The following is a 14,405-nucleotide window of genomic DNA, read 5'->3' on the forward strand; positions in this document are numbered from 1 at the left end:
ACGCGGGAGGCCGCCGCTCTCGGGGATTCTCCGGTGCGGGCCGGCCGGTGCGGGCGGCTATGCCTGCTGGTAGGCCACCAGCGAGATCCCCACGTAGTGCGCGATGAAGGCGGCCAGGGTGAAGGCGTGGAAGACCTCGTGGAAGCCGAACCAGCGCGGTGAGGGGTTCGGGCGCTTGAGGCCGTAGATCACCCCGCCCGCGCTGTAGAGGACCCCGCCCACGATCACCAGGACCAGCACGGCGATGCCGCCGGTCCGCATGAACTCGGGGAGGTAGAAGACGGCCGCCCAGCCCATGGCGAGGTAGCAGGGGGTGTAGAGCCAGCGCGGGGCGCCGACCCAGAAGACCCGGAAGACTATGCCGGCCGCGGCGGCGGCCCAGATGCCCCACAGCAGCCACTGCCCCTGGGCTCCCGGCAGGAGCAGGATCGTGAGCGGGGTGTAGGTGCCCGCGATGATCAGGAAGATGTTGGCGTGGTCGAGCCGCCGCAGGACGCCGTCCATGCGGGGGCTCCAGTTGCCCCGGTGGTACAGCGCGCTGACGCCGAACAGCAGGCAGGCCGTGACGGCGTAGACCCCGCAGGCGACGCGTCCCTCGGACGAGTCGGCGAGTGCGGTGAGCACGAGGCCCGCGACGAGGACGGCCGGGAACATGCCGAGGTGCAGCCAGCCGCGCAGCTTGGGCTTGACCGGATGCGGCAGGGAGAGCGCCACGGGACCGCGGCCGGCGGCCGGCGTGTCCCTGGGCGCGTCGGAGGCGGACGCAGTCATATCGGCATCGTACCTACGGGACCGTAAGTTACGCGTCAGTAGGGGAGCCGGGAAGGCCGCAAGTGGCCATCGTCTCACGGGAGTCCCCGGTCCGGCATCCCCCAGGCACACCGCCCGTGCCCCCTCGCTCGCGCCGCCGGTGACGGAAGTAAAAGAAGTTTCAGGCGAACTCCAGGCGCACGCAAAAAAACACGGAGACAACCGCTGGTACGTGGCGATCCTCACTCCGCTCAGGTGTGAGGCCCTCTGGACATATGGGCACTCTCGTCGGATGATCAAATGAGTGCGGTCGGCACCGGATGAGCAGCGTGAGCTCCTCGCGTGACGCATCCGGGTCGCAGCCCCCACGGGGCCTCCAGACAAAAACCCCTCATTTAGGAGCAATCGTGGCGCGCGACATCGCGGCTCCCCCCGTCGTCCCCACCCAGCACCAGGAGCTGATCTCGTGGGTGAACGAGATCGCCGAACTGACGCAGCCGGACAACGTGGTCTGGTGTGACGGATCCGAGGCCGAGTACGAGCGACTGTGCGAGGAGCTCGTGGCGAAGGGCACCTTCCGGAAGCTCGACCCGATCAAGCGCCCCAACTCCTACTACGCGGCCTCCGACCCCTCCGACGTCGCGCGCGTCGAGGACCGGACCTTCATCTGCTCCGCCAAGGAGGAGGACGCCGGCCCGACCAACCACTGGAAGGACCCCGCCGAGATGCGGGAGATCTTCACCGGTGACCAGGGGAAGGGCGGCCTGTTCCGCGGCTCCATGCGCGGCCGGACCATGTACGTCGTGCCCTTCTGCATGGGCCCGCTCGGCTCGCCGCTGTCCGCGCTCGGCGTGGAGATCACCGACTCCGCGTACGTCGCCGTCTCCATGCGCACCATGACCCGCATGGGACAGCCGGTCCTGGACGAGCTCGGTGACGACGGCTTCTTCGTCAAGGCCGTGCACACCCTCGGCGCCCCCCTCGCGGAGGGCGAGGCGGACGTCCCGTGGCCCTGCAACAGCACCAAGTACATCTCGCACTTCCCCGAGGACCGGGAGATCTGGTCCTACGGCTCCGGCTACGGCGGCAACGCCCTGCTCGGCAAGAAGTGCTACGCGCTGCGCATCGCCTCCGTCATGGCCCGCGACGAGGGCTGGCTCGCCGAGCACATGCTCGTGCTGAAGCTGACCCCGCCCACCGGGGAGCCCAAGTACGTCGCCGCCGCCTTCCCGTCGGCCTGCGGCAAGACCAACCTCGCCATGCTGGAGCCCACGATCTCCGGCTGGACCGTGGAGACCATCGGCGACGACATCGCCTGGATGCGCTTCGGCGAGGACGGCCGCCTGTACGCCATCAACCCCGAGGCCGGTTTCTTCGGCGTCGCGCCCGGCACCGGTGAGCACACCAACGCCAACGCGATGAAGACCCTGTGGGGCAACTCCGTCTTCACCAACGTCGCCCTCACCGACGACGGCGACGTGTGGTGGGAGGGCATGACCGAGGAGACGCCCGCCCACCTCACGGACTGGAAGGGCAACGACTGGACGCCCGCGTCCGGCACCCCGGCCGCGCACCCCAACGCGCGCTTCACCACGCCCGCGGCCCAGTGCCCGATCATCGCGCCGGAGTGGGAGGACCCCAAGGGCGTGCCGATCTCGGCGATCCTCTTCGGCGGGCGCCGCGCCACCGCCGTCCCGCTGGTCACCGAGTCCTTCGACTGGAACCACGGCGTCTTCCTCGGGGCCAACGTGGCCTCCGAGAAGACCGCCGCCGCCGAGGGCAAGGTCGGCGAGCTGCGCCGCGACCCGTTCGCCATGCTGCCGTTCTGCGGCTACAACATGGGCGACTACATGGGTCACTGGATCGACGTCGCGAAGGACAAGGACCAGTCCAAGCTGCCGAAGATCTACTACGTCAACTGGTTCCGCAAGGACGACGCGGGCCGGTTCGTCTGGCCCGGCTTCGGTGAGAACGGCCGCGTCCTGAAGTGGATCGTGGAGCGCCTGGAGGGCAAGGCCGACGGCGTCGAGACCCCGATCGGCGTCCTGCCGACCAAGGAGTCCCTGGACACCGACGGCCTCGACCTGCCCGAGTCCGACCTGGACTTCCTGCTCAGCGTCGACAAGGAGGTGTGGCGCGAGGAGGCGGCGCTCGTCCCCGAGCACCTGAACACCTTCGGCGACCACACGCCCACCGAGCTGTGGGACCAGTACCGCGCGCTGGTGCAGCGCCTGGGCTGATCCCCCCTGGTTCCGCGGCCGGTCCGGCTAGCCCTGACCCGCGAAGTCGTCACGAAGGCCGGCCGCGAGGGTCCTCTTCACGCTCCTGTAGCTCGATGTCCCGGAGCACGAAGAGGCCCCGCTCGGGCCGGGTCCCCGCACAAAGGCGTGCGACGGACCCGGCCCTTCGACATTCCGCGGCCTCACCATGAGACGCCGTTCGCTGACGCGCCCCGAAGGGGCGCGGGGAACTGCGCGACCAGCCACGTGTGACGGAAAGCCGCCGAAGGACGAGACACACAACGGCGCCGAAGCGAGACCCCCGCTCGAGCCACGCAGTGAATGGCACCCGGCCCGCGCGTCGCTGCGGGTGCGCGCGGGCCGGGGCCGTCGGAGGGAGCCCGGTGAGGGCTCAGCGGGACGCCAGCTCGCGCGGCTCCAGGGCCGCGTCGTGGGCGTCCATGCGCTCGGCGGTCAGGATCGCGACCGCCGTGTCGGCGCGGGAGGCGGCCACGACCAGGGCGCGGCTCGCCAGGGTGTGTGCCCGGCGGTGCAGTACCGCCGGGTGCGGCGCGGACGGCACGGCGGCCAGCGGCGCACGGGCCGGTGCGTGACCTCCCCGCAGCCGGGCGACCTGCTCCGCGAGCCGGTCGGCGGCCGTGTCCAGCTCCTCGGAGGGAGCCAGGGCGCGGAGCTCGTCCGTGGCGGCGAGCAGGGCCGCGAGATGACCCGCGAGCTGGATGTCCAGCTCCTCCTCACGGGACCGGTGGGGGAAGTCCGAGGCGCTGCCGGCCACCGTGCTGTGGACCGACTTGCTGCGGATCGGTTCGTACATGGGACGGCCTCCTGAACGCTTACAGGAAGCCATCCTACATTGGATTCAATCTAAAGTTGAGGGGCGTCGGGATTTGGCTCAGGGCTGCCCGTAGCCGTCCAGGAAGTTCCCGATCCGGCCCACCGCCTCGCGCAGGTCACCGGCCGTCGGCAGGGTCACCACGCGGAAGTGGTCGGGCTCGGGCCAGTTGAAGCCCGTGCCCTGGACGACCATGATCTTCTCCTGCCGCAGCAGGTCCAGGACCATCCGCCGGTCGTCCTTGATCTTGAAGACCTTGGGGTCGAGGCGCGGGAAGAGGTACAGCGCACCCTTCGGCTTCACGCAGGTCACGCCCGGGATGCTGGTCAGCGCCTCGTGCGCGGCGTCGCGCTGCTCGCGCAGCCGCCCGCCCGGCAGCACCAGGTCCTTGATCGTCTGCCGTCCGCTGAGCGCGGCGACCACGCCGTGCTGGCCCGGCATGTTGGCGCACAGCCGCATGTTCGCCAGGATCGTCAGGCCCTCGATGTACGACTCGGCGTGCGCGCGCGGCCCGGAGACGGACATCCAGCCGACCCGGTAGCCGGCCACCCGGTACGCCTTCGACATGCCGTTGAAGGTGAGGGTGAGCAGGTCCGGGGCGATCGCGGCCGTCGGGGTGTGCACCGCGTCGTCGTAGAGGATCTTGTCGTAGATCTCGTCGGAGCAGACCAGGAGGTTGTGCCTGCGGGCGATGTCGGTGAGCCCGCGCAGCATCTCCCTGTCGTACACCGCGCCCGTCGGGTTGTTCGGGTTGATGATGACGATGGCCTTGGTGCGGTCGGTGACCTTGCGCTCCACGTCCGCGAGGTCCGGCATCCAGTCGGACTGCTCGTCGCAGCGGTAGTGCACCGCCGTGCCGCCGGACAGGGAGACGGCGGCCGTCCACAGGGGGTAGTCCGGCGCCGGGACGAGGACCTCGTCGCCGTCGTCCAGCAGGCCCTGCATCGCCATCACGATCAGCTCGGAGACGCCGTTGCCGATGAAGACGTGCTCGACGTCCGTCTCGATGCCGAGGGTCTGGTTGTGCATGACGACCGCCCGGCGCGCGGCCAGCAGGCCCTTCGCGTCGCCGTAGCCGTGCGCCGTCGAGACGTTGCGGAGGATGTCCTCCAGGATCTCGGGCGGGCACTCGAAGCCGAACGCCGCGGGGTTGCCGGTGTTCAGCTTCAGGATGCGGTGACCGGCCGCCTCCAGCCGCATCGCCTCCTCGAGCACCGGGCCCCGGATCTCGTAACAGACGTTGGCGAGCTTCGTCGACTGGATCACCTGCATGCCGCGAGCTTACGACCCGGTCACGGCCCGTGGGTCGTGTTTTCCACCACGTGAGACGTGTCGGCCGGGGTGCCCGGCGCCGCCTCCGGGCATGCCTGAAGGGCCGGATCGCGCCAACTCGCGGCCGGATAGCGCTCCTTGTCCACGTCCCCTCCCTGTCATGACAATGCGCATGACAATCTGGCCGCCGTCCGGAAGACCTCCGGCCGGCGCCTCCATCGAGGGGACCCCACATGAACAAGCCTCTCCTTGCCGCGCTCGCCACCCTGGCCGTCACCGGGGTGGGCGTGGCACCGGCGGTCGCGTCACCCGCGGCTCCCGCGTCACCCGCGTCACGCACGGCTCCCGCGTCACGTACGGCTCCCGCGTCACCCGCGGCGCCCGCCGTCCGCGCCGTGACCTTCGCCGGCACCGTGTCGCTCAGCAACTGCTCCGGCTCGGTCGTCCGCCTGCCCGCCTCCGAGGACGACGACCCGGCGCTGGTCATGTCCAACGGCCACTGCCTGGAGACCGGCTTCCCCGCGGCCGGCGAGGTCGTCGTGAACCAGCCCTCCAGCCGGTCCTTCGGGCTGCTCAACGCCTCCGGCAGCCGCGTCGGCACCCTGCGCGCCAGCAAGATCGCCTACGCGACGATGACCGACACCGACGTCTCGCTGTACCAGCTCACCAGCACGTACGCCCAGATCCGCGGCAGCTACGGCATCAGCCCGCTCACCCTCAACGACATCCGCCCCACGGCCGGCACCGCGATCACCGTCGTCTCCGGCTACTGGAAGCGGACCTACGCCTGCAGCATCGACGGGTTCGCCTACCGCCTGAAGGAGGGGGAGTGGACCTGGAAGGACTCGGTCCGCTACACCTCCGCCTGCCAGACCATCGGCGGCACCTCCGGCTCGCCCGTCGTCGACAACGCCACGGGCAAGGTCGTGGCCGTCAACAACACCGGCAACGAGGACGGCGCGCGCTGCACCGACAACAACCCCTGCGAGGTCTCCGAGAACGGCACGGTCACGGTCCGCAAGGGCATCAACTACGCCCAGCAGACCTACCGGATACCCGCCTGCTTCGGCGCCGACAACAAGCTCGACCTCACCCGCGCCGGCTGCGTCCTGCCGAAGCCCTAGGGCCCACAGGTCAGCGCGGGGTCCGGCGCACCGACCGCCCGGCCAGCACGTCGGTGCGCCGCCCGTCCTCCATCACGAACCGGCCGTCGACCAGCACGTACGGGATGCCCGTCGGAAGCCGGCGGGGCTCCTCGTACGTGCTGCCGGCCGCGACCGTGGCCGGGTCGAAGAGCACCAGGTCGGCCCGGTACCCCTCGCGGACGACGCCCCGGTCCGGCAGGCGCAGCCGGGCCGCCGGGCGCCCGCTGAGATGGGCCACGCACTCCTCCAGCGAGAGCACGCCCAGCTCGCGCACGTAGTGCCCGAGGTAGTGCGGGAAGGTGCCGTAGGCGCGCGGGTGCGGCTTGGTGCCCTGGAGGATGCCGTCCGAGCCACCGGTGTGGACGCGGTGGCGCATGATCGCGCGGACGTTCTCCTCGTGGCCGACGTGCTGGAGGATCGTCGGGGCCAGCCGGTCGGCCAGGAGCAGGTTCCGGGCGACCGCCCACGGACTCTCGCCGCGCAGCCGCGCCGACTCCAGCACCGTGCGGCCGACGTACTCCGCGAGTGCCGGGTCGCCCGTGCCGGAGATCTCGATCGTGTCCCACTCCAGGGGCACGCCGTGGCAGCCGTCGGAGCCGATCTCCTCGATGTGGTGCCGGATGCGCTCGGCGGTGTCGTCGTCCGCCAGCCGCTTCATGATCTGCTCCGGCCCGCCCTCGCTCGCCCAGCTCGGCAACATCGCCACGAGCGTCGTGCAGCCGGGGGTGTACGGGTAGGTGTCGAGCGTGATGTCGGCGCCGGTGGCGAGCGCCTCGTCGAGCAGCGTGAGCAGTTCGGGGGCCCTGCCCTTGTTGACGCCGAAGTTCATGGTGGCGTGCGCGAGGTGGAGCGGGCAGCCCGCCTCTCGGGTCAGTTCCACCATCTCCTCGTACGCCTGGAGGGCCCCGGCCCCGTAGGAGCGGTGGTGCGGGCAGTAGTAGCCGCCGTACTCGGCCACCACCCGGCACAGCTCGGTCAGCTCGGCGTCCTGGGCGTACATGCCGGGCGTGTAGGTGAGCCCGGACGACATGCCGACCGCGCCCTGTTCCATGCCCTCGGCGACCAGCCGGCGCATCCGCTCCAGCTCGGCCGGTGTCGCCTCGCGGTCGTCCCAGCCGACCGCGAGGGCGCGGACGGTGCCCTGGGGGACCAGATAGGCGGCGTTGACGGCGATGCCCCGGTCGAGCCGGTCCAGGTACTCGCCGACCGACCGCCAGTCGAAGTCGATGTCGTCGCCGGCGCCGTTCCATCCGGCGATGGCGCGGCGCACCTCGCCGAGGGTGCGGTCGTCGCCCGGCGCGTACGACAGCCCGTCCTGCCCGAGGACCTCCAGGGTGACCCCCTGGGCGGCCTTCGCGCTGTGGTCGGGGTCGCGCAGCAGGGCCAGGTCGCTGTGGGCGTGCATGTCGATGAAGCCGGGCGCCAGGGCCAGGCCCTCGGCGTCCAGCTCGCGGCGGGCCGCGGGGCGCTGGCAGCCGGCGGCCGCCGCCTCCTTGACGATCGACACGATGCGGCCGCCGTCGACGACCACGTCGGCGCGGTACGAGGGTTCACCGGTGCCGTCGACGACCTCGGCGTCCCGGATGACCAGCTCTTCCACCAGGGCCTCCTCTAGAAGAACGTACGGATGTAGTCGACGACCGTCCCGTCCGCCTCGGCGACGGGGATCAGCTGCCACTTGTCGAAGGACGTGCACGGGTGGGACAGGCCCATGCCGACCCAGTCGCCGACCTCCAGCTCCGCCTCCGGGGCGGTGCGCAGCCAGGCGTGCTGGTCGGACAGGCCCGTCACCGTGATGCCGTCTGCCGGACGCTCCGGGCCGCCGGACGCCGGGCGGACCGCCCGGGCGAAGGGCAGGTGGAGGTCGTAGGCCGCGTCGCGCTTGCCGGCGTTGGTGAAGGCCTGCCCGGGAGCGGGGCGGGAGACGACCTGGGTCCACAGGCGGAACGCGGGCTCCAGGGCGCCCTCGGCGGGGACGCGGTTGAACGGGGTCAGCTCGCGGTAGTGCCCGTCGTCGTGCGAGACGTAGGCGCCCGAGCGCAGCAGCTTCAGCACCGGCCGGGAGAGGTCGGGGACCTCCGCGAACACGTCGGCGACCGCGTCGAACCAGGCGCTGCCGCCCGCGCTGAGCACGATCTCCTCCAGCCCGGTGAACCGCCCGGCCTTGTCGAAGTCCACGGCCAGCGCGACCAGCCGCCGCAGCCACGCGTGCACCGTGTCCGGGTCGGCGTCCGGCACCTCGCCCTCGTACCCGGCGACACCGGCCAGCCGCAGTGTCGGCGCGGCGGCCACCGCGTCGGCGACCGCCGCGCACTCCGCCTCCGTGCGCACACCGGTCCGGGCGCCCTCGCCGGCGGCCAGCTCGACCACGACGTCCACCGGGCGCGAGGCCCCGGCAGCGCTCAGCGCCGCGTCCATCAGCTCGACGCCGCGGACGGAGTCGGCGTAGCAGACGAAGCGGAAGTCCGGGTCGGCGTCCAGCTCCGCGGCGATCCGGCGCAGGGCGGACGCGTCGACCAGCTCGTTGGCCAGGAAGATCCGGCCGATGCCGAAGGCCCGGGCCACCCACACCTGGTGCGGCACCGCGAGCGTGATGCCCCAGGCGCCGTGCTCGATCTGCCGGTGGAAGAGCTGGGGGGCCATCGAGGTCTTGCCGTGCGGGGCGAACGCGAGGCCGTGCCGGGCGGCGTACGTCTCCATCAGCTTCAGGTTGTGCTCCAGGCGCTCGGCGGAGAGGGCCAGCACGGGGGTGGTGAAGCCGTCCGTGAAGAGATTGCGGCGCTGGGCGGCCAGCTCGGCGACGGTGAGACCCGTGGCGTCCGGCGGGAGGCCCTTGAAGCGGTGGTCGACGTGCTCCTCGGCCAGACGGGCGAGGGCTTCGGTGCCGGTGTCGAGGGCCATGGAGCCTCCCTGAGGTGGGTCGTTGCGTTCTCTGCAACGACCGTTGCGTATATCGCTCACTGCTGTCTAACATCTCGGCCAACGCGGGGTCAACGGAGCCTCCGCCCGCGAAAGGACAAGGAGCCCCACCATCGTGACCGCCGACGGCCCCACCAGCACCACCCCCGACGTCGTGGACGTCGTCGCGCTCGGCGAGTCCATGGTCACCTTCCTGCCCTCCCGTCCCGGACGCCTCGCCGACGTGCCCTCCTTCGACCGCGCCATCGGCGGCGCCGAGTCCAACGTGGCCTGCGTACTGGCCGCCGCCGGGCACACCGTCCGCTGGGTCAGCGCGGTCGGCGCCGACGGCTTCGGCGACCACCTGGTCGAGGCGATCGGCTCCTACGGCGTCGACGTCTCCGCCGTCCGCCGCGACCCCGACCGGCCGACCGGCATCTACTTCCGTACCGCCGGGGACCGGGCCACCGACGCGCACGAGGTGGCGTACTACCGGGCCGGCTCCGCGGCCTCCGCCATGTCGGCCGGCACCCTGGACGCCGACGCGCTCCGCTCCGGGCGCATCCTCCACCTGTCCGGCATCACCGCGGCGCTCTCCGCCGACTGCCTGGACCTGATGCGCCGGCTGACCGCACGCCGCCCCGGGCGGCCCCTGGTCTCCTTCGACGTCAACCACCGCCCCGGCCTGTGGCGGGACGGCGACGGCCCGGCGGTGCTGCTGGAACTGGCGCGCGGCGCCGACCTCGTGTTCGTCGGCGAGGACGAGGCCTGGGGACTCGGCGGCCCCGAGGCCGTGCGCGCCGCGCTGCCCGAGCCCGAACTGCTCGTCGTCAAGCAGGGCGCGACCGGCGCCACCGCCTTCCACGGGGACCGCGTCACCTCCGTCCCCGCCCTGCACGTCGACGTCGCCGCCGCCGTCGGCGCGGGCGACGCCTTCGCCGCCGGGTTCCTCTCCGCCACCCTGCGCGGACTGCCCGTGCGGGAGCGCCTGCGCCACGGTCACCTGATGGCCGCCGCCGCCCTCACCGTCCCCGGCGACCTCGCCGCACCCCCCGCGCGGCACCACGCCGACCGCCTGGCCGCCCTCGACGACGACGCGTGGGGGAGACTGCGACTCGGCCCCGGCTGGACACAGGCCGACGAAGGGGCCGACGAGGAGGTACGCACACCATGAGCCAGACCGTCGACCGCGCGCTCGGCATCCTGCCGCTGCTCGCCGAGGGACCCGCCGACCTGGGCATGGTCGCCGACCGGCTCGGCGTGCACAAGTCCACGGCCCTGCGCCTGCTGCGCACCCTGCACGAGCACGGCTTCGTCTACCGCCAGTCCGACCAGCGCTACCGCCTCGGCGCCCGGCTCATCGCCCTCGCCCAGGAGGCGATGGAGAACCTGGACGTCCGCGAGATCGCCCACAGCCACCTCGTACGCCTCAACGAGCAGTGCGGACACACCGTCCACCTCGCCGTCTACGAGGAGAACGAGGTCCTCTACATCGACAAGGTCGAGAGCCGCTACCCGGTCCGGATGTACTCCCGGATCGGCAAGCCCGTCGCCATCACCGTCGCGGCCGTCGCCAAGCTGCTGCTGGCCGACCTCCCGGAGAACGAGCGCCGGGCCGTCGTGGAGAGGCTCGACTACCCCCTGTACACGGCCCGTTCGACGCCGAACGCCGACGCCTTCCTCAAGGAGCTGGCCAAGGTGCGCGAACAGGGCTGGGCCACCGACCTCGGCGGCCACGAGGAGTCCATCAACTGCGTCGCCGCACCCATCCGGGGCGCCGACGGCAGGGTGGCCGCCGCGATGTCGGTCTCCGCGCCGAACGTCGTCGTCACCGCCGACGAACTCCTCACCCTGCTCCCGCTGGTGCGCCGTACGGCGGACGCCATCAGCGGCGAGTACTCCGGCAGGACCCCCGTGCAACACCCCGAGCACCACCCCGAGAAGGACACGGTATGACCGACAAGACCGCCCTCACCCCCGCGACCCACACCGTCCCGCCGGCGAAGTTCTCGCACGGCGTGCGGAAGGGCAACATCCTCCAGGTCGCCGGCCAGGTCGGCTTCCTCCCGCACGAGGAGGGCAAGGCCCCCACCCCGGCCGGGCCCACCCTGCGCGAGCAGACCCTCCAGACCCTCGCCAACGTCAAGGCGATCCTCGAGGAGGGCGGCGCGAGCTGGGACGACGTGATGATGATCCGCGTCTACCTCACCGACGTCGACCACTTCGCCGAGATGAACGAGATCTACAACGCGTACTTCGAGGAGCAGGGCCTCACCCAGCCGCCCGCCGCGCGCACGACGGTCTACGTCGGCCTGCCCGCCGGACTCCTCATCGAGATCGACGCCCTCGCCGTCCTGGGCTGACCCCCCTCCCGACTCCCCGCCTGTCTGTCGCACGGCACGGCGCCCCCGTCCCCCGGGGCGCCGTGCCGCGCCCCGCCCTGCCCGAAAGCTTCATGCGTTTACCCAGAGGACCCCCGTATGTCCTTCCCGTCCCTCCAGCTCGCGGCCTCCGAGACCCCACCGCACACCGGCGGCCTGCTCACGCTCATCGACGGCACGGCAGGGCTGCTGACCGTCGCCGCGATCGGCATCGCACTCCTGCTCTTCCTGATCATCAAGGTGCGCCTGCAGCCCTTCGTCGCGCTGCTCGCCGTCTCCATAGCCGTCGGCCTGCTCGCCGGCCTGTCGGTCACCGAACTCTTCGGCACCGTCCAGAAGTCCGACGCCGTCTCCACCATCGAGTCCGGCATGGGCGGCATCCTCGGCCACGTCGCCATCATCATCGGCCTGGGCACCATGCTCGGCGCGATCCTCGAGGTGAGCGGCGGAGCGGAGGTGCTGGCCTCCCGCCTGCTCGGCCTGTTCGGCGAGAAGCGCGCCCCGCTCGCCATGGGCCTGACCGGCCTGATCTTCGGCATCCCCGTCTTCTTCGACGTGGGCATCTTCGTCCTCGCGCCCATCGTCTACGCCGCCGCCAAGCGCTCCGGCAAGTCGGTCCTGCTCTACTGCCTGCCCCTGCTGGCCGGCCTGTCGATGACCCACGCCTTCCTGCCGCCGCACCCCGGCCCGGTGGCCGCCGCCGGACTGCTGCACGTGGACCTCGGCTGGGTGATCCTCATGGGCATCGTCTGCGGTGTCCCCGCCGTGCTCGCCGCCTGGGCGTACGCCGCCTGGGTCGGCCGCCGCATCTTCGTCCCCGTGCCGCAGGACATGGTCGAGGCCGCCGAGGAGGCCCGGCAGGCCGTCATCGACGAGCAGCGCAAGGCCGGTGTCGCGCCCCGCGAGACGCCGGTGCCGCTCGGCACGGTCCTCGGCATCATCGGCACCCCGCTGGTCCTCATCCTCGCCGCGACCTTCTCCTCCATCGCCCTGGACCCGTCCACCACCCGCTCGGTGATCGAGTTCTTCGGCAGCCCCTTCGTGGCCCTGACCATCGCCCTGCTCCTCGCCTACTACCTGCTCGGCATCCGGCGCGGCTGGTCCCGCAAGTCCCTGGAGACCGTCTCGACGTCCTCGCTGAAGCCGGTCGGCAACATCCTGCTCGTGGTCGGCGCGGGCGGTGTCTTCGGCGCGGTCCTCAAGGCCAGCGGCGTCGCCCAGGCGCTCTCCGACACCTTCCACGACGTCGGCCTGCCGGTGATCGTCCTGTCGTACCTGATCTCCCTCGTGCTGAGGGTCGCCCAGGGTTCGGCGACGGTCGCCATCGTGACGACGGCGGGCATCGTGGCGCCCCTGCTCGCCGAGGGCGACCACTCCCAGGCGTTCACCGCGCTGGTCATCATGGCCATCTCGGCGGGCTCCATCTTCGCCTCGCACGTCAACGACGGCGGCTTCTGGATGGTGGCCAAGTACTTCGGCATCAGCGAGCGGGACACCCTGAAGACGTGGACCGTGCTGGAGAGCGTGCTGTCCCTGGGCGGCTTCGTGATGGCGGCGGTGCTCAGCCTGTTCGTGTAGCGCCCGCCCGCCGGCTCCCGCCCGCCCGCCCCGGATCCGCCCGGAAACGGCCCCGGCCCCGACCGGCCCGTGCGGTGCAATGGAACGACGGGGGGAGCACCGGACCGGGCTTGTGAGGGCGGAGGCGGCGATGGGACTCTTGGTGCCATGCCGCATCCCCCTCACAGGCCCGATCACGCCGCGGTGCTCGCCGAGGTGAGAGCGGTGCGGCGCGCCGGGGTCGTCAGGCTCCGCGGACTGGACATCCCGGAGCTCTCCCGCATCGCCCGCGAACGGCTGGGAGCGCCGGGGGAGTTACCCGGCCTCGTGGTCGAGCGACTGCTCCGGGACGCCGTCGCCGCCATCGGCGGCGGCACCCTCCAGACCGCCGCCGAGTACACCCTCGGCCTCGCCCAGGGCACCCGCGACTGGCCCCCGGCCGACCGGCGCCGCCGGGCCGCCGAGGTGTACGGCGTCAGCGTCGAACGGTTCCGCAAGCACCACGAGCTGATGGTGCTGGACCAGATCACCGAGCAGGTCCTCGGCCTCACCGCCGCCCCCGCCGCCGACGACGCCGCCGCCCGCGACGCGGCCGGCGACCGGGACGCTCCGGCCCCCGGGCAGGACCGGCTCGCCCCGGCCCACCGCGTGGTCAAGCCGCGCGTCCACGACCGGGCCGTACCGGTCACCCTGCACGTCCACTCCGTGGACCTCCTGCGCGGCGTCGACGTCGTCGTCTCCCCGTCCAACACGTACTTCGCGCTCCCCGCGCCCTACAAGGCGTCGGTCGCCGCGACCCTGCGCCGGGCCGCGGCACGCACCGACGCCACCGGGGGAGTCGTCGAGGACCACGTCCACGACGAACTGCGCGACTGGGCCGTGCGCCACGGCATCCCCGGCCGGGCCGCCCTGCCCGGCACAGTCGCCGCCACCTCCGCCGGGGCCATGGCCGCCCAGGGCGTGCGGCGCATCTACCACCTCGCCGTGGCCGTGCCCCGCCCCGGCACCAACGACTACGACGTCCAGCCCGCCGACATCACCCGCGCCGTCGACCGGGCCTTCACGCTCCTCGCCGCCGAGTCCGGCCGCCACGACCCGCCGCTCACCTCCGTCTGCCTGCCGCTGCTCGGAGCCGGCCGCGGCGGCCTGCCCGCCCTGGAGAGCTTCGGCGCGCTGTGGACGGCCGTGGAGGCCGCACTGGCGCGCGGCGCCCCCTGGGACATCCACCTGGTGATGCGCCGCCAGGCCCGCGCCGACCTGGTGGAACGGCTCCTCACCGGGCGGCGCGCGTAGCCCGCCGGCCGGACGGGGAGCGACGCCCGGCCCGACG

Annotated in this window: 13 protein-coding genes; 7 read left to right on the plus strand and 6 right to left on the minus strand. The window is 72.1% G+C overall.

All coding sequences use genetic code 11. The features are described from left to right. Nucleotides 1–57: 57 nt before the first annotated feature. Nucleotides 58–771, minus strand: coding sequence for a hemolysin III family protein (locus tag ACGF3H_RS34215; protein ID WP_362487151.1), 714 nt, complete (start codon nucleotides 769–771; stop codon nucleotides 58–60). A gap of 386 nt (nucleotides 772–1,157) precedes the next feature. On the opposite strand from ACGF3H_RS34215, the gene ACGF3H_RS34220 reads away from it, so the two are divergent. Further along, entirely contained in the window at nucleotides 1,158–2,990 is a 1,833-nt protein-coding gene (locus ACGF3H_RS34220; protein ID WP_362487150.1) for a phosphoenolpyruvate carboxykinase (GTP), read from the plus strand. A 391-nt stretch (nucleotides 2,991–3,381) separates the two neighbouring features. Here the strand turns inward: ACGF3H_RS34220 and ACGF3H_RS34225 are convergent, their stop codons facing one another. The 3 genes from ACGF3H_RS34225 to ACGF3H_RS34235 form a co-directional block, all read right to left on the minus strand. Beyond that, nucleotides 3,382–3,804: a hypothetical protein gene (locus ACGF3H_RS34225; RefSeq protein WP_362487149.1), complete on the minus strand. Its 423-nt coding sequence runs from the start codon at nucleotides 3,802–3,804 to the stop codon at nucleotides 3,382–3,384. Between the two features lie 78 nt (nucleotides 3,805–3,882). Then, the gene (locus tag ACGF3H_RS34230; RefSeq protein ID WP_359404261.1) at nucleotides 3,883–5,094 is read right to left on the minus strand and encodes a pyridoxal phosphate-dependent aminotransferase; all 1,212 of its coding nucleotides are present in this window, start codon (nucleotides 5,092–5,094) and stop codon (nucleotides 3,883–3,885) included. 20 nt (nucleotides 5,095–5,114) lie between these two features. Then, entirely contained in the window at nucleotides 5,115–5,240 is a 126-nt protein-coding gene (locus ACGF3H_RS34235; RefSeq protein WP_362487147.1) for a hypothetical protein, read from the minus strand. Between the two features lie 87 nt (nucleotides 5,241–5,327). Between ACGF3H_RS34235 and ACGF3H_RS34240 the strand changes: the two genes are divergently transcribed. Continuing rightward, nucleotides 5,328–6,218 carry a serine protease gene (locus ACGF3H_RS34240; protein ID WP_362487145.1) on the plus strand — a complete coding sequence of 297 codons (891 nt, stop codon included), beginning with the start codon at nucleotides 5,328–5,330 and terminating at the stop codon, nucleotides 6,216–6,218. 10 nt (nucleotides 6,219–6,228) lie between these two features. Here ACGF3H_RS34240 and ACGF3H_RS34245 read toward each other — a convergent pair whose 3' ends face one another. Beyond that, entirely contained in the window at nucleotides 6,229–7,839 is a 1,611-nt protein-coding gene (locus ACGF3H_RS34245) for a D-aminoacylase (RefSeq protein WP_362487143.1), read from the minus strand. Nucleotides 7,840–7,850: 11 nt separating this feature from the next. Next, entirely contained in the window at nucleotides 7,851–9,140 is a 1,290-nt protein-coding gene (locus ACGF3H_RS34250) for an amino acid deaminase (protein WP_362487141.1), read from the minus strand. 133 nt (nucleotides 9,141–9,273) lie between these two features. On the opposite strand from ACGF3H_RS34250, the gene ACGF3H_RS34255 reads away from it, so the two are divergent. From ACGF3H_RS34255 to ACGF3H_RS34275, 5 genes are all read left to right on the plus strand, one after another. After that, on the plus strand, nucleotides 9,274–10,311 hold the full coding sequence (locus ACGF3H_RS34255) for a sugar kinase (RefSeq protein ID WP_362487139.1): 1,038 nt from the start codon (nucleotides 9,274–9,276) through the stop codon (nucleotides 10,309–10,311). Then, nucleotides 10,308–11,093: an IclR family transcriptional regulator gene (locus ACGF3H_RS34260; protein ID WP_362487137.1), complete on the plus strand. Its 786-nt coding sequence runs from the start codon at nucleotides 10,308–10,310 to the stop codon at nucleotides 11,091–11,093. Before ACGF3H_RS34255 ends, ACGF3H_RS34260 begins: the two co-directional genes overlap by 4 nt. Further along, the gene (locus tag ACGF3H_RS34265; protein ID WP_362487135.1) at nucleotides 11,090–11,500 is read left to right on the plus strand and encodes a RidA family protein; all 411 of its coding nucleotides are present in this window, start codon (nucleotides 11,090–11,092) and stop codon (nucleotides 11,498–11,500) included. Before ACGF3H_RS34260 ends, ACGF3H_RS34265 begins: the two co-directional genes overlap by 4 nt. A gap of 117 nt (nucleotides 11,501–11,617) precedes the next feature. Then, nucleotides 11,618–13,096 carry a gluconate:H+ symporter gene (locus tag ACGF3H_RS34270; protein WP_362487133.1) on the plus strand — a complete coding sequence of 493 codons (1,479 nt, stop codon included), beginning with the start codon at nucleotides 11,618–11,620 and terminating at the stop codon, nucleotides 13,094–13,096. 147 nt (nucleotides 13,097–13,243) lie between these two features. After that, entirely contained in the window at nucleotides 13,244–14,368 is a 1,125-nt protein-coding gene (locus tag ACGF3H_RS34275) for a hypothetical protein (protein ID WP_362487131.1), read from the plus strand. The last annotated feature ends 37 nt before the right edge of the window (nucleotides 14,369–14,405 follow it).

Origin of the sequence: Streptomyces sp. NPDC048185 (genome assembly GCF_043202495.1) — a bacterium.
In the GTDB taxonomy this organism is placed as follows: Bacteria; Actinomycetota; Actinomycetes; order Streptomycetales; family Streptomycetaceae; genus Streptomyces.